The following is a 22,262-nucleotide window of genomic DNA, read 5'->3' as shown; positions in this document are numbered from 1 at the left end:
TATCTGGATGCGGGAAGTTGGCCGCGCATGTAGCGATGCGCCGCGCGATTGGCAACGCGCGCGGCTGAATCGCACCGGAAACGCACGCGGCGATTGGCAAATGTTTCGGGGGTGGTTAGCAATCCCGGCCATGACCAAGCACATCCTGCTCGCCGCCGCCGCTGCGCTCGCCCTTCCCCTCCCCGCTCTCGCCCAGACCCACGATGCCGCAGCGCTCCGCGACGCCGCGCTCAAGGACGACCTCGCCTGGGAGATCACCGAGGGGCTGACCACCGAGATCGGCCAGCGTCTGGCCGCGACCGAGGCCGAGGCGCGGGCGCGCGATTGGGCAGTGAAGAAGCTCACCGCGCTCGGCTTCCAGAATGTGCGCAACGAGCCGTTCAAGATGCCGGTATGGGTCCGCGGCGACGAGAGTGCCGAAGTGATCGGCCCGATGGCGCAGAAACTCGCTCTCGCCGCGCTGGGCAATTCAGGCTCGACCGGGCCGAAAGGCATCGAGGCGGAAGTCGCCTATTTCCCGACCTTCGCCGATCTCCAGGCCGCGCCGGCGGATAGCGTGAAGGGCAAGATCGTCTTCATCGACCACCGTATGGCGCCGACGCAGGACGGCTCGAGCTATGGCGTCTTCGGCGCGGCCCGGCGTTCGGGGCCGACGGTCGCGGCGAGCAAGGGCGCGGTCGCAACGCTGATCCGCTCGATCGGCACCGACTATCATCGCAATCCGCACACCGGCGGCACCAACTGGGCCCAGGGCGTGAAGCCGATCCCCGCCGCCGCGCTCGCGCTGCCCGATGCCGAGCAGCTCCAGCGGCTGCTGAAGCGCGGCCCGGTGCGGCTGAAGCTCAATATGACCCCGGAGTTCAAGGGTGAAGGCACCTCGGGCAACGTCATCGCCGAAGTGCCGGGCAGCGATCCCGCCGCTGGGATCGTCGTGATCGCCTGCCACCTCGACAGCTGGGATCTGGGCACCGGCGCGATCGACGACGCCTCCGGCTGCGGCATCATCACCGCGGCGGCCAAGCGGATCATGGAGGCAGGCACGCCGCGCCGCACGATCCGCCTGCTCTGGGCGGGCGCGGAAGAGCCTGGCGTGTTCGGCGGCCGTGCCTATTTCGAGGCGCACAAGAACGAACGGCACGTGCTCGCGTCCGAATCCGATTTCGGTGCCGATCGCGTGTGGCAGTTCAAGGCAAATTGGTCCGACAGCGCGAAGCCCGTGGGAGATCGGATCGCTGCAGCGCTCGCTCCGCTCGGCATCGGCCGCAGCACCGATCGCGCGACCGGCGGCGCCGATGTAGGCGCGGTGATCGCCTCGGGCGTCACCGCGGTCGACCTCGAGCAATCGGGGCTGCGCTATTTCGATTATCACCACACGCCCGACGACACGCTCGACAAGGTCGATCCCGAGCAGCTGCGGCAGAATGTGGCGGCCTGGACGGCGATGCTGGCAGTTGCAGCCAATGCACCCGAGGAGATCGGACCGGTTCCCGCCGCGCCGCGCTGACGCCACGGAAACAGGCACTCAAGCGGCGCAATTGTGGCAGAAACACGGCCGAATCTTTGCAGCTCGTCGCATTTTCGATTGACGCGCGCGCAACGACCGTTATGTCAGCGGCTTCGCGTCGGCTGTCGGGCCGGGTGCGAAACGTTTACGTTCCAATGGGAGCTACCCGAATGAAGAAGATCCTCATTGTTGCGGCGACCGCCGGCCTGATGTCGCTCGCGGCTTGCGGCGGCGAGACCACCAACACCGTCGCCGAGAACGTCGCAGAGTCGCACGAAGCGAACGCCGCGATGTACGAAGAGGCTGCCGACAACACCACCAATGCGATCGCCGAGAACGTTCTCGAGAACGCCGCCGAAGTCGCAGAGAATGCCGCTGACGCCGCCGAGGCGAACGCGCATTGATCGGACTTCCGGTCCGAATGGGCCGGAGCTGAGAGTTAGAAAGGGCGCTCCTCGCGGGGCGCCCTTTTTCTTTGGCCGGATCGGCGTATGACTCGGTTGGATATGGGAACGGGCACGATCGCACGAGCGGCAGAACAAGACGCGCCCCGCAAACGCCTGTCGGCGATGCTCGGCCATCTCTACGTGCAGGTGCTGATCGCGATCGCCGCGGGCGTGCTGCTGGGAGCGCTCTCGCCTTCCACGGGCGCCGCGCTCAAGCCGCTCGGCGACGCCTTCATCGCGCTGGTGAAGATGATCATCGCTCCGGTGATCTTCCTCACGGTCGTCACCGGGATCGCGGGCGGCCATGGGCTGGGATCGGTCGGCCGAGTCGCATTCAAGGCGTTCGCCTATTTCCTGTTCTTCTCGACGCTGGCGCTGGTGCTGGGCCTGATCGTTGCGCACCTCGTCCAGCCGGGCGCGGGCATGAACGTCGACGTCGCCACCCTCGATGCCGCTGCGGTCCACAGCTATGAGAAGCAAGCGCACGAGACGAGTCTGACCGGCTTCCTGCTCGCAATCATCCCCACCACGCTGCTCTCCGCCTTCACCAGCGGCTCGATCCTCCAGGTGCTGCTGGTCGCGGTGCTCTTCGGCGCCGGGCTGGTGGTCGCCGGCGAGCCAGCGCGGCCAGTGACGGACATGCTCGAGCGGATCGGGCTGGTGGTGTTCCGAATCGTCGCGATCGTGATGCGCGCGGCGCCGATCGGCGCGTTCGGCGCGATGGCCTTCACGATCGGCAGATACGGCATCGGCACGCTGATCAACCTCGGCGCGCTGGTCGCCACCTTCTATTTTACGTCGCTGTTCTTCGTGCTGGTGGTGCTGGGTGCGGTTGCCGCGGTGAACGGTTTCTCGATCCTGAAGCTGATCCGCTATCTCAAGGCCGAGCTGCTGCTGGTGCTGGGCACTTCCTCCTCCGAGGCCGCTCTGCCCGCGCTGATCGAGAAGATGGAGCGCGCCGGCTGTCGCAAGGAAGTGGTCGGCCTGGTCGTGCCCACCGGCTATTCGTTCAACCTCGACGGCACTAATATCTACATGACCCTGGCCGCACTGTTCATCGCCCAGGCGACCGGCGTAGAGCTGACGTTCGGCGAGCAGCTCGGGCTGCTGGCGGTGGCGATGCTGAGCTCGAAAGGCGCCGCGGGCGTGACCGGCGCGGGCTTCATCACCCTGGCCGCCACGCTCGCGATCGTGCCCAAGGTGCCGCTCGCCGGAATGGCGCTGATCCTGGGGATCGACCGCTTCATGAGCGAGTGCCGCAGCCTCACCAACTTCATCGGCAACGCCGTTGCGACTGTGGTGGTGGCCCGCTGGGAAGGCGCGCTCGACAAGGGTGCGCTCGATCGTGCGCTGGCGGGTACCCCCGACGCGCTGCCGGCGGCGCCGCCGGCGGAGACCGATCCGGATTGAGGAATGGTCGGGGAGACAGGATTCGAACCTGCGACATCCTGCTCCCAAAGCAGGCGCGCTACCGGACTGCGCCACTCCCCGACGCTGAGCGCGCTTAGAGGCTAGCGACGTTGGATACAAGCGCGGCGTGGCGAAGCCACGCATAGCTTCGTTACTGCTTCGGCCGGCGCGCTGGTGGGCCCGGCAGGACTCGAACCCGCAACCTAGCCGTTATGAGCGGCCAGCTCTAACCATTGAGCTACAGGCCCCCAGCGCCAGCCGCCCTAGCGGAGGTGGCGGGGGCGCCGCAAGCCGAGTCGAGGATTTCGAGGGGCGCCGGTCGCTCCGGCTCAGCTCGAATGCGCCTGCTCGGTGGGTGAGATCACGGCGGCGCGAAGGCGCAGGGTGAGGCTCGTCGCCTCGATTACCAGGCTTCCGCCGAGTTCGCGCGCCAGGTTGCGCGCCAGGCGGAGCGCGAACCCCGTACCGAGCAGCGACGCGTCCTCGCGCTCATCGTCGATGCCGAGCACCGAATCGCCGGGATATTCCGCAAGAGCGCGCGGACGATCGAAGGCGATCGCCACCATGTCGGAGCCTTCGAGGGCAGTCCGCACTTCGATCCGCTCTCCCGCTGCGCTCGCTGAAACCAGCGTCGCCATCAGGCGCGACAGCAGGCGCTCGACTGCGCGCCCGTCCCCCACCACCGCGAAATCGTCGACCGGAAGCGCTACCATCGCACAGCGAAGCTCAGCCAGCGGCGCGAGATCGTCGACGATCGCGGCGAGCAGCGGCCGAAGCGGCACGGCACCCGGAACCAGCGCCAGCGCGGCGCTGTCGATCCGCGCGGCGAGGTCGAGATCGTCGATCGCGCCGAGCAGCTCGCGCGCCTGCATGCGGATCGCCTCGGCACGCCGGCGATAGGCTTCGGGCACGGGCCCCAGCATCTCGCTCTCGATCATCTCGGCGAATCCGGCGATCGCATTGGTGGGCGTGCGAAGCTCATGCACCAGCTGGCGGAGCGAATCGGCCGAGGCAGGCCTGCCGGCGACAGGCTCAACCCGCTCGTCCGCGCGCGGGCGCCGCCCGGTGCCCCGATAGCCGGTGAACCGGCCGCTCGCCGGATCGAACACCGGAACTGCGGAGACGAGCCATTCGCCGGCGGCTTCGGATTCGCCTGCGATCCGCATCCGCGCCTTCGTGATGTCGGTCCGGTGCCGGAATGCCCCCGCGGCCGATGCATCGATGCGCGATCCGTCACCCAGTGGCTGCGATCGCAGGCCGAGGCCGATCAACGGGCCGCGGCTGATCCCCTCGACCCAGCGGATCACGCCCTCGGCATCGGTTTCGAACCGGAACTGCGTGGCCCGTGCGGCACCGTCCCGGTCCGCCGGGTTCGTCTCACGGTCGCACCAATAGGCGTCGATCCGGGCCGCCGCCTGCGCAATTCCGGAAGGGCCAGCACCTTCCTCGCGCTCAGAGCCCGATCCGCAACTGTCGAGTGCGAAGAGCTCCGCCAGCGCAAGGGGAGGATCGGCGAACTCGAGTGCGCGCGCGCTGGCGATTCGGATTTCCAGGGGAACATCGGCGCGGATGGCGTGCAGCACCGCCATTACCCTCGGCTCGGCGGCGACCCGCCCGCGCCCGACCAGATCGGTGAGCTGGCGCCACGCCGACTGCACGCCGTGCGGCGTGGTCAGATCGGCGGCGAGCACCGTCTCCAGAGTATCGTCGAATCGCAAGCTCATCCCCGCAGTACGCACCGGTACCGGGCGTCGTAACGATTCCTTAACCTGTGCGGAGAGCCGCCGGAACCGCTCATTTCGGCACGTCGCAATGTGGGACAATTGCGTTGCCTTGAAATAATATTGCGGTTATCCGAGCCCCATTGCAACGAACCCAAAGCGGAGAATCAAATAAATGCGGTTCGACGACATCGACGTGCGAATTCTCGGTCTTCTGCAAGACAATGGCCGGATGACCAATGTCGAACTTGCCGAACGGGTGGGCCTCACCGCGCCGCCGTGTCTGCGGCGGGTTCGGGCGCTGGAGCAGCAGGGCGCGATCACCGGCTATCATGCCGCGCTGGAGCCCGCGGCACTCGGATACAACCTCACCGTCTTCGCGATGGTGAGCCTCAAGAGCCAGGCGGAAAGCGACCTGCGCGCCTTCGAGCAGCTCGTGGCCGGAATCCCCGAAGTGCGCGAATGCCACATGCTCAACGGCGAGATCGATTTCATCCTCAAGATCGTCGCACAGGACCTGCAGAGCTTTCAGCAGATCCTGACGACGCGGCTGACCACTGCGCCCAACGTGGAGCATGTGAAGACATCGCTCACGATTCGCACGTCCAAGGCGCTGCCCGGCGTTCCCGTCCCCGAGATGTGAAAAGAAAAGGGGCGGCACGCGGCCGCCCCTCTCTGGACCCAGGCGATTTCGTCAGGCGGCGAGCGGCGGGAAATCCACCGACGCGGCCCACAGCAGCGCAAGGTTGGCATAGGGGCCAGCCTGTACCTGCTGGAACGCGGCCTTGGCCTCTCCCTTGCGGCCGAGCCGCTGGAGCGCGATGCCGCGGTTCAAGTTGACCTGGTCCGCGCTCACTCCGCCCTTCTGGAGGGCGAGATCATAGAGCTCCAGCGCGCGCGCATTGTCGCCGCTCGCGAGGAAGGCGTCGGCCGTGCCCACTGCATTCTTGCCGGTCGCCGCAGCTGCCGCCTTCTTGGCAAGCCCGTCGAGCGAACCCTCGGCCTTCACCGCTGCCTGCGACGCCGTGTAGGTCCGCTGCGCATCGGCATCGCCCGAGGGGATCGCGCCGGTCTTGCGGCCGTCGTCGATCACCGCCACCGCTTCCCAGGGCAGGCCCGCCTGCTGCGCCGCATAGGCATAGTTGGCATAGTCGCTGCGGCCCGCCAGCGAATTGGTCGAGCGCATCAGGCGATAGAGGTTCATCTTCTCGAACTTGTCGTCGCTGGCGCCCAGGCCGAATACCGAAATCCCCCAGCGCCAGTTCTGGACGGTGGGATATTCCTGGATGAAGCGAGTCAGCCACGTCGCGGTCGCCGCCCGGTCGCCGAGCTGGTGCACGCGCGGAATCGCGAACTTGTACCATTCGGCCGGCGCCTTGCGGCCGGCGGCCTTGCTCGCCTGGATCGCACGATCGACTTCAGCCACGGCCTCTGCCTGCTTGCCGGTGCCTGCATAGGCGTTGGCGAGCAACACGGGCAGATCGGGCTGGTCGGAGCCCAGCTCGCGCGCCTTGAGCAGCGCCGGAAGCGCCTCGGCCGGCTTCTTCTGCGCGAGCAGCTGGTCGCCGAGCATGTAGTTGTAGACCGCGCCATAGACCTTGGCCTTGTCGGCGGGGGTCTTCGGGCTGGTCGAAAGAACCTGCAGCGCCTTCAGCTGGCCGGCCACGTTCTTGCGCTCGAGTTCGAGCTGGAGGCGCAGCGACGCGGCGAAGAAACGCTCGTCGTCGTTCTTGGCAACGCCTTCGGCAGCCGTGAGCTGCGTGTCGGCGGTGGCCAGGTCCTTGGCCTTGAGCGCAGCGTCGGCCGCGGCGGCGGGCGTGCGGAACTCCTCGCTCACCTTGAGCTCGGGGGCCTTTTCGTCCTTCTTCTGTGCAGCAGCCGGCGTCGCCACCAGCATCGGGGTACCGAGCGTAAGCACCGCAGACAGCGCGAGCTTGGAAACGAACGTCATCTGGAAACTCTCCTGTGGGGGTGGCAGACGGAGTCCGCCGCCCTCTAGATGGCCCTCTCGCCGCGTTCAAGCGCGAGCGTCGCACGCCGGGTGCCAATCGGCGCATGAACCGCAATTGAATGGCCGGGGCACTCCCGCCTATGCAGGCCCGGAGCAGGCCGGCCGCAGCTTTGGCAGGCCAGCCGATTCGAACGGGGATGGAACACCATAATGCTGACCTTGCTGGCGCTGGCGATCCAGACTGCCTCCGTCCCCACCCCGAGCGCCGAAACCGCGCTGAAATGCGGAAGCGCGATCATCGCGACCAACGGCGAATCCATGCCCTCACTGCAAGCCACGTCGCACTTCATGTATTTCGTCATGCAGGCGGCGAAGGCCGATCCCGGCGGCAAGCCCTTCTTCGATCGCATGACCGAGCTGGTCGCCAGTATCACAAAGGGAGAAGCGCTGGCGCCCGAAGCGGCAAAGACGCTCATCGCCAGCTGTGACCGCAGCTATCCCCTCGCCCGGGCCTCGATTCCGCCGCGCCTGCCGGCGAACGCATTCGATCGCGATGTCATGTGCCTGGGCGCGCTGTCGGTTCTAAGAGGCCCCGCGGAGGAATTGCGCGGCAGCGGACCCGACGGAAGCGCCGCCGCGCGCATCGATGCCGCGCTCAAGCCGCTGGCCCAGCGGTTCGACGGAGAGACGCTCGCCAAGCGCGGGATCGTCGGCGAGGCAGCGTTCCTTTCCGCCATGGAGGAGCAGCTGAAGGCTTCGCTTTCGCTCGGCAACATCCAGACGATCGGCCGTGCATGCGGCGTAACGGGCATCTGACCTCGATCGGCGCCCTCGCGTGCGCGTACGCGCGGGCGCGCGGGGTTGGCAGGATGCCTCTGGCCCGCTAGAGCCGTTCAGACACGAGATTCATTCCGAAAGCATGATAACTTGACCGACGAGACCCTGCTCGCCGACCCCTCCGACATTACTCCGATCTCGATCGTCGACGAGATGAAGACCTCGTACCTTGATTACGCGATGAGCGTGATCGTGGCGCGCGCGCTGCCCGACGTTCGCGACGGCCTGAAGCCCGTCCACCGCCGCATCCTCTATGCCGCGCAGGAAGGCGGCTATGTCGCCGGCCGCGCCTATCGCAAATCCGCCCGCCTGGTCGGCGACGTGATGGGTAAGTACCACCCGCACGGTGACAGCTCGATCTACGACGCGATGGCGCGCATGGCCCAGGATTGGGCGATGCGCGTGCCGCTGATCGACGGCCAGGGGAACTTCGGTTCGATGGACCCCGATCCGCCCGCGGCGATGCGCTACACCGAAGCGCGGCTCGCCCGCGTCGCATCGGCGCTGCTCGACGACATCGACAAGGACACCGTCGACTTCCAGGACAATTACGACGGCTCGGAGAGTGAGCCTACGGTCCTTCCCGCCCGCTTCCCCAATCTGCTGGTCAACGGCGCCGGCGGCATCGCAGTCGGCATGGCGACCAACATTCCGCCGCACAATCTGGGCGAAGTGATCGACGCCTGCCTGGCGTATATCGAGAACGGCGCGATCAGCCTCGAAGAGCTGATGGAGATCGTGCCGGGGCCGGACTTCCCGACCGGCGCGCTGATCCTCGGCCGCACCGGATGCCGCAACGCCTATCAGACCGGCCGCGGCTCGATCATCGTGCGCTCGCGCCACACTTTCGAGCAGCGCGGCGAGCGGCGTTCGATCGTGCTCACCGAGATCCCCTACCAGCAGGGCAAGAACGCGCTGGTCGAGAAGATCGCCGAGGCCGCCAAGGAAAAGCGGATCGAAGGCGTGAACGACATCCGCGACGAATCGTCGCGCGAGGGCGTCCGCATCGTCATCGATCTCAAGCGCGACGCGACCCCGGAGGTGGTGCTCAACCAGATCTGGCGCAACACCCCTGCCCAATCGAGCTTCCCGGCCAACATTCTCGCGATCCGCGGTGGCCGCCCCGAGCTGCTCAACCTGCGCGACATTATCGAAGCGTTCGTCAAGTTCCGCGAGGAAGTGATCACGCGGCGCTCGAAGTTCGAGCTCGCCAAGGCTCGTGACCGCGCGCACATCTTGCTCGGTCTCGTAATCGCGGTGACGAACCTCGACGAGATGGTGAAGATCATCCGCTCGTCGCCGAGCCCGGCAGTTGCGCGGGACCGGCTGCTCACCCGCGAATGGCCGATCGCCGAAATCGCGCCCTATATCCGCCTCGTCGAAGCGGTCGACACCGAAGTTACCGGCGACAGCTATCGCCTGAGCGACATCCAGGTTCGCGCGATCCTCGACCTGCGCCTGCACCGCCTGACTGCGCTCGGCCGCGACGAGATCGGAGACGAGCTCGCCAAACTCGCCGAATCGATCGCCGAGCTGCTCGAGATCCTCAGCAACCGCGCCAAGCTCTACGAAGTCATCGTCGAGGAGCTGACTGCGGTGCGCGATCAGTACGCGACGCCGCGCCGCACCGAGATCGCCCCGGCGGCCGATGGCATCGAGGACGAGGACCTGATCGAGCGCGAGGACATGGTCGTCACCGTGACGGTGCAGGGCTATATTAAGCGCACCAGCCTCGACAGCTTCCGCGCGCAGAACCGCGGCGGCAAGGGCCGGGCGGGCATGGCGACCAAGGAAGAAGATGCGGTCACCGAGCTGTTCGTCACGTCGACGCACACGCCGGTGCTGTTCTTCTCGACGCTGGGCAAGGTCTATCGGATGAAGGTGTGGAAGCTGCCCGAGGGCGGCCCCGCCACCCGTGGCCGGCCGATGATCAACCTGCTTCCGCTCGCCGACGGCGAGACGATCTCCACGGTGCTGCCGCTGCCCGAGGACGAGAGCGAGTGGGGCAAGCTCCACGTCATGTTCGCGACCTGCAAGGGCAGCGTCCGCCGCAATTCTATGGACGCGTTCACCAACGTGCCCTCGAACGGCAAGATCGCGATGAAGTTCGAAGGCGAGGACGCCGACGATCGCCTCATCGGCGTGGCGCTGCTCGACGAGCAGGACGACGTGCTGCTCGCCACCCGCCAGGGCAAGGCGATCCGCTTCCCCGGTGACGACGTTCGCGAGTTCCAGAGCCGCGCCTCGACCGGCGTACGCGGCATGCGGCTTGCCGAGGGCGACGAGGTCATTTCGCTCTCGATCCTTCACCGCGCGGGCATCCGCGACCAGGAAGAGCGCGACGACTATCTGCGCCACGCTCCCTGGAAGGGCGAGGATGCCGATCGCGCGCCGCGCCTGATGGACGATGCGCGTTACGAGGAACTCAGGGACCGCGAGCAGTTCATCCTCACGGTCTGCGCCAACGGCTATGGCAAGCTTTCGTCATCCTACGAATATCGCCGGACAGGCCGCGGCGGCCAGGGCATCACCAACATCGACAACATCGCCCGCAACGGTCCGGTGGTGGCGAGCTTCCCCGCGAGCAAGGGCCACCAGCTGATGCTCGTCACCGATCAGGCGAAGATGATCCGGATGTCGCTGGGCGATCTGCGTGTCATCGGGCGCGGATCGGCGGGCGTGCGCCTCTTCAACGTCGCCGAGAACGAACATGTCGTCTCCGCGGCGCGGATCGAGGAGAGCGAAGATGAGGCCGAAGTGAACCTCGGCGAGGGCCCAACCGTTGGCGAGCCGACGCCGGACGCGACCACGAACGAAGATCTGGCCGCGGGACCGGAGGACGGGCAGTAAACACCTCCCCTCTCCCGCTTGCGGGAGAGGGATTCAGGAGAGCGCGTCATGCCCGATTCGACTGCCTACAAGGTTCTGACCGCCGAGCAGATGTCGGTACTGGAGCACGAGCGAGTGTTCCGCGGCGCGCCCGTGGACCTCGCCGACGGCTACATCCATCTTTCCACCGCGGCGCAGCTTCAGGAAACGATCGACAAGCATTTCGCAGGTCAGCAGGACCTCTGGCTTGCGGCAGTCGACCTCGATGCGCTGGGCGAAGCAGTCAAATGGGAGCCGTCGCGCGGCGGGCAGCTCTTCCCGCATCTCTATGCCCCGCTGCCGCTCGATGCCGTGACGGCGTACAGCCAGCTCCATTATGAACCCGACGGGAGCTTGCGCCTGCCCGTGGCCGGCTGAGCTTGGGGGCAAGGTGTCAGCTTGCCCCCACCTTGATCAGGGGATCAGCTTGGCTCGCACCGCCCCCCAGTCGACGAGCTTGAAATTCTGCGAGCCGCCTTCGTTGACGTCGTCCTGCGTCACGACGAGCCCGCGCGGGAACTGGCCGATCGGGCCTGACCAGGCATCGAGCCCGTCGGTGCCGGTGACCGCGTCGACGCCGTTCGCCGCACTTACGCGGAAACGGCCGATGTAGCGCTCGCTTCCCGCCGCGCCGCTCACTTCCCAAACCGCAAAGGCGCTGTCGCCCTGGCTCGATACGATCAGGAAGGTCTCACCCCCGTCGCGCAGCAGCGTCGTCCCCTCGACGTCGACGAACAGCCGGCCATCACCCACTCCGGCGAGCAGCGTGCGCGCGCCCGGCTCGCCGCGCAGCGAATAGCGCCACACGCCTTTCATCTCCTCGCCGATGAACAACGTGCCCGTCGCATCGTCGATGGTGCAGCCCTCGGACTGCGATCCCACCGCATAGCGGCGGCGCTCGATCCCGCTGAGCGAAGTCCCCTCGCCCGTGACCGAATATTCGCGCACCTGCCCATCCTTGGCGACGAGCACGGCGATCAGCGTGCCGTCGATCCGGCCCATGCAGAAGCCATAGGGCTCAACGACATCCGACTTGATGAAGCCTGCGGGCTTCAGATCGCCCTGCCCTTCGTAGCGGTACAGCGCGACGCCCATCCGGCCGCGATCCGATGCCCCGGCAATGAACCCGGCTCCCTCGCCCCGGAGATCGACATTGTTAAGCAGCCCCTCGGGCAGGAATTGAAGCGATTCCCCGCTCAGCGCGAAGACGTAGAGCCCCGCCTTCTTGTCGGTGCCCAGGATGATGCCGGGAAGCCGCTTGCCGGCGAAATCGACAGCGTTCGGCCCCGTCCATATCGCGGGATCGTCTGCAGCATCGGCGAGCTTGGTTGCGACCGCCACGGTCTCGCCCGCGGCGGGAATTTCGACTGTGGGCGCAGGCGCCACCGTCCCAACTCCGGACTGCTGCACGGCGCAGCCGCATAACAGCAAAGAAACCGTAACCGAAATGACTCCGAAGTGCCCCCGCATTTTCATGTCCATCCTGTTGAGGCCCCTGTGAGCGGGGACCGGGTGGCTCCCGATGCAAGGGGAATATGACATGATTGTTTCGCGCCTGTTGGGCGGGGCGGCGCTGGCCGCGCTCGCGACCTGCCTCGTACCCGCGGCGGCCCATGCGCAGACGGAGGATTCGCAGGCGGCGGCCGATGCCGGCGACGGCGTGGAGCAGCGCGCGAACGAAGTCATCGTCACCGGCAACATCGCCTTCCGCAACCGCACCGCCGATCCCAATCCAGTGCTCTCCTATGATCTCGAATATTTCCAGAAGTTCGAGCCGGTGTCGGTCGGCGAGATGCTCAAGCGCGTGCCGGGCGTCACCTTCACCTCCGACGTGCTCGAATATGACCAGCCGCAGTTCCGCGGCCTTCCTGCGGGCTACACTCAGGTGCTGATCAACGGCCGCCGCGCGCCGGGCGCCGCCGCCGATCGCAGCTTCTACGTCGATCGCATCCCGGCCGAGCTGGTCGAGCGGATCGAGATCGTCCGTGCGCCGCGCGCCGATCAGCCGAGCGAAGGCGTCGCGGGCACGCTCAACGTCGTCACCAAGGAAGGCGCGAGCTTCGAGGGCGGCTTCCTCAAGGGTGGTGCGTTGCTCAACACCCGCGACGGCGTGGTGCGTCCGTCAATCGCCGGTGCCTATGCCGGCCATGTAAACGATGCGACCGACTTCTGGGCCGCGCTCAACTATCAGGAGCGCCGCAACCCCAAGAAGAAGGTGTCTTACCGCTTCACCGACACGCCGACGGCCGACGACAGCGACGGTTTCCCCGATGGGCTGAACAGCAGCTACGTCACCGATCCCGAGTTCGACAATTACGAAGCGCAGAGCGACACGCGTGATGGCAGCGACCTCTCGGGCAATGCCGAGATCACGACGCGCTTCGGCGATGGCGGGCACTTCCGCGTCGGCGGCTTCTTCGTCGACACCGATCGGGACGAGGACGAGACTTCGCTCACCTATGAAGGCGCAGACCTCGATTTCGACGGCGCCGAAGTCCAGCACGAAGAGATCAGCCAGCAGACCTATGCGATCACCGGCGACGCGCTGATCCCGCTCGGCGGCCTGAAGCTCGGCATCGCCGGCGCCTGGAACGGTTACCGCGACAACACCGACTCGTTCGTCTCCGAAGGTGGCGAGGAGGACCTGAGCGACCTGGAGCAGACCGAGATCGAATCGACCCGCATCAAGGACGACGAATATTCGGGCACGCTGTTCCTGCGCCACAACGGCGGCCCGCTCGAAGTGAAGGCGGGTATCGACTTCCTCAGCAAGAAGCGCACCGGCTCCAATTCGGTGTTCGATGTCGAGGACGACGAGAGCGAAGAAAATCCCGCCGCAACCTTCACCATCGAAGAGAAGCGCTACGATCCATACATCCGCCTGAGCTATGAGCCGACCAGCCAGCTCTCGGTCGATGCGGGTCTGCGCTACGAGATCACCGATCGGGATACCGTGGGGAACCTCGGCAGCGCTTCGTACAATGCCGAGATGCTCAATCCGTCGCTGCACCTGCGCTTTGCGCCGACTACCCGCGACCAGTTCCGCGCCTCGATCGCGCGTACGGTGCGCCGTCCGAGCTACGACTTCATCTCGCCCTATGAGCAGGAGGAGAGCCCCGGCGACGACGACATCACTTTCGGCAACCCCGCGCTGCGCAACGAGCGGGCCTGGGGCATCGACATGGGCTATGAGCGTCGGCTGGGCGAGAAGGGCATCGTCGGCATCAACTTCTTCTACCGAGATATCACTGATCTGATCGAACTGGTTTCGATCGGCGACGTCACCGAAGTCGACGAGGACGACCGTGACGAGGACGGCAACGTCACCGAGGAGATCGTGATCGGCAACGAGTTCACGCCGCAGAACATCGGTGATGGCCAGACCTGGGGCTTCGAAGTCGACTTCTCGGCTCCGGTGAACCTGTTCAGCTTCGGCGAGACCGGCCTGTTCGCCAACTACACTTACCTCGACAGCAAGACGATCGACCCCTTCACCGGGGAGGAGCGGCGCTTCAACAACCAGCCGCACCACGTCTACAACGCGGGTTTCATCCAGAACGTCGAGCCGGCGGGCATGAGCTTCGGCGCGACGGTTTCGGGGCGCAGCGGGGCGACCGAGTCCAACTTCGACGAGACGATCGATCTTCGTTACACGCCCGACCTGGAGGCGTTCGTCGAGAAGCGCTTCGGCAGGAACTTCGTGTTCCGCATCTCCGCGCAGAACCTGCTCGATCGGGTCAAGAAGGAAGACTTCCGCAAGTACGACGGCGACTCGTACGAGGAGATCCTCGAAAACCGCGCCGCAGGCGATCTGGACGAGTATGAGATCGAGCGCGAGCACTCGGGCCCGCTGGTTCAGTTCACGTTGCGCGCGGCCTTCTGAAGCTATCCTCCCCCGCCGGGGGGAGGGGGACCGCCGAAGGCGGTGGAGGGGGAGGAAGCACGCAGACAGTTGCTCGCTTTCCTCCCCCTCCGTCAGCCTTCGGCTGCCACCTCCCCCTGGCGGGGGAGGATAATCGAATTCATCGCCCCACTTCGATGGCACCTAGGCATCGATGCTGCGCCGGAAAGTCTCGGGCAGGAAAAGCAACCCGACCACCAGCGTGATCGTCGCCACCACGATGGGATACCAGAGCCCGTAGTAGATATCCCCCGTGGCCGCGACCATCGCGAAGGCCACCGTGGGCAGGAAGCCGCCGAACCAGCCGTTGCCGATGTGATAGGGCAGCGACATCGAAGTGTAGCGGATCTTCGTCGGAAAGAGCTCCACCAGCAACGCCGCGATCGGCCCGTAGACCATCGTCACATACAGGACGAGGACGAACAGGATCGCCACCACCAGTGGCTTGTTGATCGCTGCAGGATCGGCCTTCGCCGGATAGCCGGCCGCAGCAAGCGCGGCTTTGGCCTGTCCCTGGAACGCCGCGATCGCCGCCGTGCGCTCGGCTCCGCTCACGGTTTTCGGATCGAGCGTCGGGATCACGGTCGTGCCGATCTGCACCTGTGCCAACGTGCCAGCCGGCGCCTCGACATTGCTGTACGGGATGCCCGTCTTGGCGAGGAACGACTTGGCGATGTCGCACGATTTGGCGTCGAACTTGTTGCCCCCGATCGGATCAAACTGCACCGAGCAATCGGCCGGATCGGCCGTCACGGTCACCGGCGCCGCCTGTTGCGCGGCGTAGAGTGCCGGATTAGCGGCGTGCGAAAGCGCGTTGAACAGCGGGAAATAGGTCACGGTGGCCAACAGGCATCCCGCCATGATGATCGGCTTGCGCCCGATCCGATCCGACAGCCAGCCGAAGATCACGAAGAATGGCGTGGCGAGCGCCAGCGCGATTGCGATCAGGATATTGGTGGTCGCACCGTCGACCTTGAGCATCTTCTCGAGGAAGAACAGCGCGTAGAACTGACCAGTGTACCAAACCACCGCCTGACCCGCCACCGCGCCGACCAGCGCCAGGATCACGATCTTGAGGTTGCCCCATTCGGCGAACGCCTCAGTGAGCGGCGCCTTGGAGGTCTTCCCCTCGTCCTTCATCTTCTGGAACACCGGACTCTCGGAGAGCTGCATGCGGATCCACATCGAGACTCCGAGCAGCACGATCGAAACGAGGAACGGCACGCGCCACCCCCAGGCGGCGAACGCCGCCTCACCCAGCAGCGTGCGCACGCCGATCACCACGAGCAGCGCCGCGAACAGCCCCAGCGTCGCCGTGGTCTGGATCCAGCTGGTGTAGAGCCCGCGCTTGTTGTTGGGCGCGTGCTCGGCGACATAGGTGGCGGCGCCGCCATATTCGCCGCCCAGCGCGAGGCCCTGGAGCAGGCGCAGGAGCACGAGCAGCACGGGCGCCGTCACGCCGATCGAAGCGTAGCTCGGCAGCAGGCCGACCAGGAAGGTCGAAAGCCCCATGATCCCCATTGTCACCAGAAAGGTGTTCTTGCGCCCGACGAGGTCGCCGATCCGCCCGAACACCAGCGCGCCGAACGGCCGCACCGCGAAGCCCGCGGCGAAGGCGGCGAGCGCGAAGATGAAGCCCGTCGTCTCGTTCACGCCCGAGAAGAACTGGGAGGTGATGATCGTCGCCAGCAGGCCATAGAGATAGAAATCATACCATTCGAAGACGGTGCCGAGCGACGAGGCGGTGATCACCAGCTTCTCGCTCTGCGTCGCTTCATGATGCTTGGGCACGTCGCCTGCCGCAGTCGCCATTCGGTTCTTCCCCTCGCTCTGGCCGGCAGATCGTGGCGCCGGTTCTTCTCGACTATCTAGCAGAAGCCTGCGGGCGCCAAGCGCCGCGGCACGCTTCTGCGTGCGCGAAGCTATGGGGAAGTTAGCGCTAACCCAAGATAGTTTTGGGATCGGAGGGCGAAGCTGGGGGTTGATGCGTCATGGACCAGAAGCTCGAACGCATCCGGCACCTCGAAGAGCAGGCCCGCCGGGCCGAAACCCTCGCCGAGGGACAGGCCCTCACCGCCGAGGCCGATCGCCTGCGCAGCGGACGACGAAGCGAAGCGGCGGGGGGAGGCACCCTGCAGCCGATCTTCCGGAATTGAGGCGGAGCGCCTGCAGTTGCTACCTGCTTGCGAGTAATCCCTTTATCCTCCACCGCCAGGGGGAGGTGTCGCCGGAGGCGACGGAGGGGAGGTCGGCGATGCAGCTTCAAATAGAGCAGTGTGTCCTTCCCCTCCGTCAGGCTGCGCCTACCACCTCCCCCTGGCGGGGGAGGATAGGCGCTTTCAGGGTTCACCCATTACCTCACTCGAACTCCAGGATCGCCGCGTCCACCGCCAGGCTGTCCCCGGGCGCGAAGTTCGCCGCCTTGACGGTGCCCGCGCGCTCCGCGCGAAGGATGTTCTCCATCTTCATCGCCTCGACCACCGCGAGCGCTTGCCCCGCCTCCACCTTGTCCCCCGGCGCGACGTGAAGCTGGGTCAATAGCCCCGGCATCGGCGCGAGCAGGAACCTCGAGAGGTCCGGCGGCACCTTCTCGATCATGTGATGCCGGTATTGCGCGATGTGCGGCGGCAGCACCTCCACCTTGTGCGCCGCGCCGTGCGCCGTGAGCCGCCAAGCGGCGCCCTTGCGCTCGATCCCCACGGTCAGCGGCTCATCGTCGATCCGTACGGCGAACAGCGGCTCGCCCGGCCGCCAGCGGCCGACGAGATCGAGCGGCGCCTTGTCGGGACCGAAGTTGATCAGGAGGCCGCCGTCATAGCCGTCCACGGTGATGTCGAAACGCTCGCCGTCGATCAGCACGGTTCGCGCAGGCACGCCGTAGACCGGCCCGTTGAGCTGGCCCGAAATCTCCGCCGCGCGCGCGGTGCGTGCGAGGTCGGCAGCCACGGCCACGGCCGCCAGCTTGTGCTTGAGCTGGGTCGACGCAGGCGCCCCCGCGAAGCCTTCCGGATATTCCTCGGCGATGAACCCGGTGGTCAGCCGCCCCTCCAGGAAGCGCGGGTGCTGGACGATCGCGGAGAGGAAATCGATATTGTGGCCGATGCCCTCGATCCGGAACCGATCGAGCGCCGCCACTTGCCGCGCGGCTGCCTCTTCGCGCGTGGGCGCCCAGGTGACCAGCTTGGCGATCATCGGATCATAGAACATGCTGATCTCGCTGCCCTCGGTCACGCCGTCGTCGACGCGTGTCACGCCGCTCGCGTCGCGCACCTCGGCGGGCGGCATGTAGCGCACGAGCCGGCCTGTGCTCGGCAGGAAGCCGCGATACGGGTCCTCGGCGTAGACGCGGTTCTCGATCGCCCAGCCGGTGAGCTTCACATCCTCCTGGCCGAAGCTAAGCTTCTCGCCCGCCGCGACGCGGATCATCTGCTCGACCAGATCCAGGCCGGTGACTTCCTCGGTCACCGGATGCTCGACCTGGAGCCGAGTGTTCATCTCGAGAAAGTAGAAGCCTTCGCCGCTCGTGTCGGCGCCGCTGACGATCAGCTCGACCGTCCCCGCCGAATAATAGCCCACAGCCCGCGCGAGCGCGACCGCCTGTTCGCCCATCCGCTTGCGCATCTCGGGCGTGACGAACGGCGACGGCGCTTCCTCGACCACCTTCTGGTGCCGCCGCTGGATCGAGCATTCGCGCTCGCCCAGATAGACGATGCTGCCGTGCTGGTCGCCCAGCACCTGGATTTCGATGTGGCGCGGCTGCTCGATGAACTTCTCGATGAACACACGGTCGTCGCCGAAGCTCGCAAGCCCCTCGCGCTTGGTCGCCTCGAAGCCTTCGCGGACGTCCTGCTCACTGTACGCGAGCCGCATCCCCTTGCCCCCGCCCCCGGCCGAGGCCTTCATCATCACCGGATAGCCGATCTCGGTGGCGATCTTCACGGCGTGCTCGGTGTCGGCGATCTCCCCGACGAAACCGGGGACGACGTTGACCCCGGCCTGCTTGGCGAGCTTCTTGGATTCGATCTTGTCGCCCATCGCCGCGATCGCGCCCGGCGGCGGCCCGATGAAGGCGATACCCGCCTCGGCACACGCCTTGGCGAAGCTCTCGCGCTCGGAAAGGAACCCATAGCCCGGGTGGATCGCGTCCGCCCCGGTCTGCGTGGCCGCGAGCAGGATCAGCTCGGCTTTGAGATAGGACTCTGCCGCCGGAGCCGGCCCGAGCCGCACCGCCTCGTCCGCCATCCGCACATGCGGCGCCCGCGCATCGGCATCCGAATAGACCGCGACCGTGGCGATCCCCATCTTCTTGGCAGTGCGCATCACCCGGCACGCGATCTCGCCGCGATTGGCGACCAGGATTTTCTTGAACATCAGGCTCCTCGGAATTCTTCTTCGTCACCCTGAACTTGTTTCAGGGTCGACCGCGCCACAGACGACGCCGCTGGAGGAGAGTTGGATGCTGAAACAGGTTCAGCATGACGGTGGATAGACTTCACTCCGCTGTCTCGAGCTCGGCCTTCTCGGCTGCCATCGGCACGATCCCCAACCGTGCGAACAGTGCCGCGTCTTTGTCGTCGCCGGCATTGCCGGTGGTGAGCAGCTTGTCGCCGGTGAAGATCGAATTGGCGCCCGCGAGGAAGCACAAGGCTTGCGTCGCATCGCTCATGCTCTCGCGTCCGGCCGACAGCCGCACCATGCTCGCCGGCATCGTGATCCGCGCCACCGCGATCGTCCGCACGAACTCGATATCGTCGATCTTCGCCAGCGGCGTGTCCGCCAGCATGTCCCCCAGCACCGTGCCCTTCACCGGCACCAGCGCGTTGACGGGCACGCTCTCGGGATGGCGAGGCAGCGTGGCGAGCGCATGGATGAAGCCCACGCGGTCGCCGCGCGTCTCGCCCATGCCCACGATCCCCCCGCAGCAGACGTTGATCCCCGCCTCGCGAACATGCTCCAGCGTATCGAGCCGCTCCTCGAAAGTCCGGGTGGTGATCACCTCGCCATAGCGCTCGGGCGAGGTATCGATATTGTGGTTGTAGTAGTCGAGCCCGGCATCGGCGAGCATCGCCGCCTGGGCAGGCGTGAGCATGCCGAGCGTCATGCAGGTCTCCATCCCCATCTGGCGCACCCCACGTACCATCTCGATGATGGCGGGCATGTCGCGATCCTTGGGGTTACGCCACGCCGCGCCCATGCAGAAGCGCGACGAGCCATTGTCTTTCGCCTGCGCCGCTGCCTGAAGCACCGCACGCACGTCCATCAGCTTGGTCGCCTTGAGCCCCGTCTCGGCATGCACCGACTGGTTGCAATAGCCGCAATCCTCCGGGCAGCCACCGGTCTTGATCGAGAGCAGCGTCGACATCTGGACCTGATCGGGCGCGTGATGTTCGTGGTGCACGGTCTGCGCGCGGAACACGAGCTCACCGAACGGCAGATCGAACAGCGCGGCGATCTCGTCGCGGGTCCAGTCGTTGCGTACCCCGTCATTCATTCGGCAGCCTCCCCCATCGGCGGCAGGTTATGGCCGAGCAGCCGTAGCACTTCGGCGGCTGCGTTCACCAGGTTGGTGCCCGGGCCGAAGATCGCCTGCACGCCGTGCTCGCGCAGATATTCATAGTCCTGCGGCGGAATCACCCCGCCGGCCACCACCTTGATGTCCGCCCGGCCCGCCTCCTTGAGCTGACGGACAAGCTCGGGAATCAGCGTCTTGTGTCCTGCCGCCAGACTCGAAGCGCCGACCACGTCGACTTGCTTCTCCAGCGCCAGCGCGCACGTCTCGGCGGGCGTCTGGAACAGCGGGCCCGAGATCACGTCGAACCCCAGATCGGCAAAGGCACTGGCGACCACGTTCGCGCCGCGGTCGTGCCCGTCCTGCCCCATCTTGGCGACCAGCACGCGCGGCTTGCGCCCGGTGCGGCGCTCGAATGCGGCGACCCCGTCCTGCGCGCGCAGCCAGCCGGCATCCTCTGCATGCGCGGGGCCGTAGACGCCCTTGATCGGCGTGACGCCCACCGCATGGCGGCCGAACGCGGCTTCCATCGCCGCCGACATTTCGCCCAGCGTGCAGCGCGCCCGCGCGGCCTCGACGCAGAGCGCGAGCAGGTTCGCGCTTCCCATCGCGCCTTCGCGCAACGCGCCCAGCGCCGCCGCCGCCCGATCCCCGTCGCGTTCGGCACGCGTCTGCTCGATCCGCCGGATCTGGTCGGCACGAACCCGGGCGTTGTCGATGTCGAGGATGTCGATCGGCGCCTCCTCGGCGAGCCGGTATTTGTTGACCCCGACGATCACGTCTTCGCCGCGGTCGACCCGCGCCTGCCGCGCCGCCGCCGCGCGCTCGATGTGCTCCTTGGGGATGCCCTTCTCGACTGCATGGGTCATGCCGCCGGCCGCCTCGACTTCCTCGATCAGCGCCCAGGCCTTTTCGGCGAGCTCGGCGGTGAGCGCCTCGACATAATAGGAGCCGCCCAGCGGATCGACGACATGCGTCATCCCGGTCTCTTCCTGCAGGATCAGCTGCGTGTTGCGCGCGATCCGCGCAGAGAAGTCGGTGGGCAGCGCCACCGCTTCGTCGAGGCTGTTGGTGTGGAGGCTCTGCGTGCCGCCGAAGGTCGCCGCCATCGCCTCGATCGTGGTGCGGATGACGTTGTTGTACGGATCCTGCTCCTGGAGCGAGACGCCGGAGGTCTGGCAATGGGTGCGCAGCATCTGCGAGCGCTCGCTACCGCCGAACCCGGCGATGATCCGGCTCCACAAGGTGCGTGCCGCGCGGAGCTTGGCCACCTCCATGAAGAAGTTCATGCCAATTCCGAAGAAGAACGACAAACGCCCTGCGAAGGCATCGATATCGAGCCCGCGATCGAGCGCCGCGCGGACATAGGCCATGCCGTCGGCCAGGGTGAAGGCCAGCTCCTGCACCGCCGTCGCTCCGGCCTCGTGCATGTGATAGCCCGAGATCGAGATCGAGTTGAACCGCGGCATGTGTTCGGCGGTGTAGGCGATAATGTCCGCAACGATCCGCATCGAAGGCTCGGGCGGGTAGATATAGGTATTGCGGACCATGAACTCCTTGAGGATGTCGTTCTGGATGGTCCCGGTGAGCTGGTCCTGCCGCACCCCCTGCTCTTCCGCAGCGACGATGTAGAAGGCGAGGCACGGCAGCACCGCACCGTTCATCGTCATGCTCACCGACATCTGGTCGAGCGGAATGCCGTCGAACAGCATCTGCATGTCGGCGAGCGTGTCGATCGCCACACCCGCCTTGCCGACATCGCCGACCACGCGCGGGTGATCGCTGTCGTATCCCCGGTGTGTGGCGAGATCGAAGGCGATCGAAAGCCCTTTCTGCCCCGCGGCGAGGTTGCGGCGGTAGAAGGCGTTCGACTCCTCGGCAGTCGAGAATCCCGCATATTGCCGGATCGTCCAGGGCCGCCCGGCGTACATCGTCGCCTTCACCCCGCGCGTGAACGGCGCGAAACCGGGGAGCCCCGGATCGGGCGCATCCGCCAGGGTGTAGAGCGGCTTGACCGCGATCCCCTCGGGCGTGTGCCAGGTGAGATCGGCGTCGCGGACTTCCTTCGCGGCAAGCTTCGCCCAGGCATCGAGAGAGGGCTTGTTAGTCATTCTC

The 22,262-nt window shown here is 66.4% G+C and carries 16 protein-coding genes and 2 tRNA genes; 9 read left to right on the top strand and 9 right to left on the bottom strand.

The features are described 5' to 3' along the window. The first annotated feature begins 130 nt into the window (after positions 1-130). From ACMGDH_RS07325 to ACMGDH_RS07315, 3 genes are all read left to right on the top strand, one after another. Entirely contained in the window at positions 131-1,504 is a 1,374-nt protein-coding gene (locus ACMGDH_RS07325) for a M28 family peptidase (protein WP_436827296.1), read from the top strand. A gap of 170 nt (positions 1,505-1,674) precedes the next feature. After that, on the top strand, positions 1,675-1,908 hold the full coding sequence (locus ACMGDH_RS07320; protein ID WP_436827295.1) for a hypothetical protein: 234 nt from the start codon (positions 1,675-1,677) through the stop codon (positions 1,906-1,908). Between the two features lie 165 nt (positions 1,909-2,073). Then, positions 2,074-3,360, top strand: coding sequence for a dicarboxylate/amino acid:cation symporter (locus ACMGDH_RS07315; protein ID WP_436828210.1), 1,287 nt, complete (start codon positions 2,074-2,076; stop codon positions 3,358-3,360). Between the two features lie 4 nt (positions 3,361-3,364). Here ACMGDH_RS07315 and ACMGDH_RS07310 read toward each other — a convergent pair. The 3 genes from ACMGDH_RS07310 to ACMGDH_RS07300 all read right to left on the bottom strand — a co-directional run bounded on the left by ACMGDH_RS07310 (position 3,365) and on the right by ACMGDH_RS07300 (position 5,084). Next, positions 3,365-3,441, bottom strand: a tRNA-Pro gene (locus ACMGDH_RS07310). Between the two features lie 91 nt (positions 3,442-3,532). Further along, positions 3,533-3,608, bottom strand: a tRNA-Ile gene (locus ACMGDH_RS07305). A gap of 81 nt (positions 3,609-3,689) precedes the next feature. Beyond that, positions 3,690-5,084 carry a sensor histidine kinase gene (locus ACMGDH_RS07300; protein WP_436827294.1) on the bottom strand — a complete coding sequence of 465 codons (1,395 nt, stop codon included), beginning with the start codon at positions 5,082-5,084 and terminating at the stop codon, positions 3,690-3,692. 172 nt (positions 5,085-5,256) lie between these two features. On the opposite strand from ACMGDH_RS07300, the gene ACMGDH_RS07295 reads away from it, so the two are divergent. Beyond that, positions 5,257-5,724: an Lrp/AsnC family transcriptional regulator gene (locus ACMGDH_RS07295; protein WP_436827293.1), complete on the top strand. Its 468-nt coding sequence runs from the start codon at positions 5,257-5,259 to the stop codon at positions 5,722-5,724. Positions 5,725-5,775: 51 nt separating this feature from the next. Here ACMGDH_RS07295 and ACMGDH_RS07290 read toward each other — a convergent pair whose 3' ends face one another. Then, positions 5,776-7,032 carry a tetratricopeptide repeat protein gene (locus tag ACMGDH_RS07290; RefSeq protein ID WP_436827292.1) on the bottom strand — a complete coding sequence of 419 codons (1,257 nt, stop codon included), beginning with the start codon at positions 7,030-7,032 and terminating at the stop codon, positions 5,776-5,778. 210 nt (positions 7,033-7,242) lie between these two features. Between ACMGDH_RS07290 and ACMGDH_RS07285 the strand changes: the two genes are divergently transcribed. The 3 genes from ACMGDH_RS07285 (at position 7,243) to ACMGDH_RS07275 (ending at position 11,115) form a co-directional block, all read left to right on the top strand. After that, positions 7,243-7,848, top strand: coding sequence for a hypothetical protein (locus ACMGDH_RS07285; protein WP_436827291.1), 606 nt, complete (start codon positions 7,243-7,245; stop codon positions 7,846-7,848). Positions 7,849-7,959: 111 nt separating this feature from the next. After that, positions 7,960-10,719 carry a DNA gyrase subunit A gene (gene gyrA, locus ACMGDH_RS07280; RefSeq protein ID WP_436827290.1) on the top strand — a complete coding sequence of 920 codons (2,760 nt, stop codon included), beginning with the start codon at positions 7,960-7,962 and terminating at the stop codon, positions 10,717-10,719. Positions 10,720-10,767: 48 nt separating this feature from the next. Beyond that, positions 10,768-11,115, top strand: a complete 348-nt coding sequence (locus tag ACMGDH_RS07275) for a DUF952 domain-containing protein (protein WP_436827289.1) — start codon at positions 10,768-10,770, stop codon at positions 11,113-11,115. A gap of 36 nt (positions 11,116-11,151) precedes the next feature. Here the strand turns inward: ACMGDH_RS07275 and ACMGDH_RS07270 are convergent, their stop codons facing one another. Next, on the bottom strand, positions 11,152-12,207 hold the full coding sequence (locus ACMGDH_RS07270) for a phytase (protein WP_436827288.1): 1,056 nt from the start codon (positions 12,205-12,207) through the stop codon (positions 11,152-11,154). Between the two features lie 70 nt (positions 12,208-12,277). On the opposite strand from ACMGDH_RS07270, the gene ACMGDH_RS07265 reads away from it, so the two are divergent. After that, positions 12,278-14,620, top strand: coding sequence for a TonB-dependent receptor plug domain-containing protein (locus ACMGDH_RS07265; RefSeq protein ID WP_436827287.1), 2,343 nt, complete (start codon positions 12,278-12,280; stop codon positions 14,618-14,620). Between the two features lie 162 nt (positions 14,621-14,782). Here ACMGDH_RS07265 and ACMGDH_RS07260 read toward each other — a convergent pair whose 3' ends face one another. Then, a complete protein-coding gene (locus tag ACMGDH_RS07260; protein WP_436827286.1) occupies positions 14,783-16,450 on the bottom strand; it encodes an MFS transporter in 1,668 nt (555 codons plus the stop codon). A 179-nt stretch (positions 16,451-16,629) separates the two neighbouring features. Between ACMGDH_RS07260 and ACMGDH_RS07255 the strand changes: the two genes are divergently transcribed. Continuing rightward, positions 16,630-16,794, top strand: a complete 165-nt coding sequence (locus ACMGDH_RS07255; RefSeq protein ID WP_436827285.1) for a hypothetical protein — start codon at positions 16,630-16,632, stop codon at positions 16,792-16,794. 202 nt (positions 16,795-16,996) lie between these two features. Here ACMGDH_RS07255 and ACMGDH_RS07250 read toward each other — a convergent pair whose 3' ends face one another. The 3 genes from ACMGDH_RS07250 to scpA all read right to left on the bottom strand — a co-directional run bounded on the left by ACMGDH_RS07250 (position 16,997) and on the right by scpA (position 22,258). Then, positions 16,997-19,009 carry an acetyl-CoA carboxylase biotin carboxylase subunit gene (locus tag ACMGDH_RS07250; RefSeq protein ID WP_436827284.1) on the bottom strand — a complete coding sequence of 671 codons (2,013 nt, stop codon included), beginning with the start codon at positions 19,007-19,009 and terminating at the stop codon, positions 16,997-16,999. A 121-nt stretch (positions 19,010-19,130) separates the two neighbouring features. After that, positions 19,131-20,129, bottom strand: a complete 999-nt coding sequence (bioB, locus tag ACMGDH_RS07245) for a biotin synthase BioB (RefSeq protein WP_436827283.1) — start codon at positions 20,127-20,129, stop codon at positions 19,131-19,133. Further along, positions 20,126-22,258 (bottom strand): methylmalonyl-CoA mutase, encoded by a 2,133-nt coding sequence (gene scpA / locus ACMGDH_RS07240; RefSeq protein WP_436827282.1) that lies wholly within the window; start codon positions 22,256-22,258, stop codon positions 20,126-20,128. Before scpA ends, bioB begins: the two co-directional genes overlap by 4 nt. Positions 22,259-22,262 lie beyond the last annotated feature (4 nt).

This window comes from Sphingomonas radicis, assembly GCF_051400635.1.
GTDB lineage: Bacteria > Pseudomonadota > Alphaproteobacteria > Sphingomonadales > Sphingomonadaceae > Sphingomonas.
Note: the sequence above shows the minus strand (reverse complement) of the source record. Positions and strands in the feature narration are given on the sequence as shown.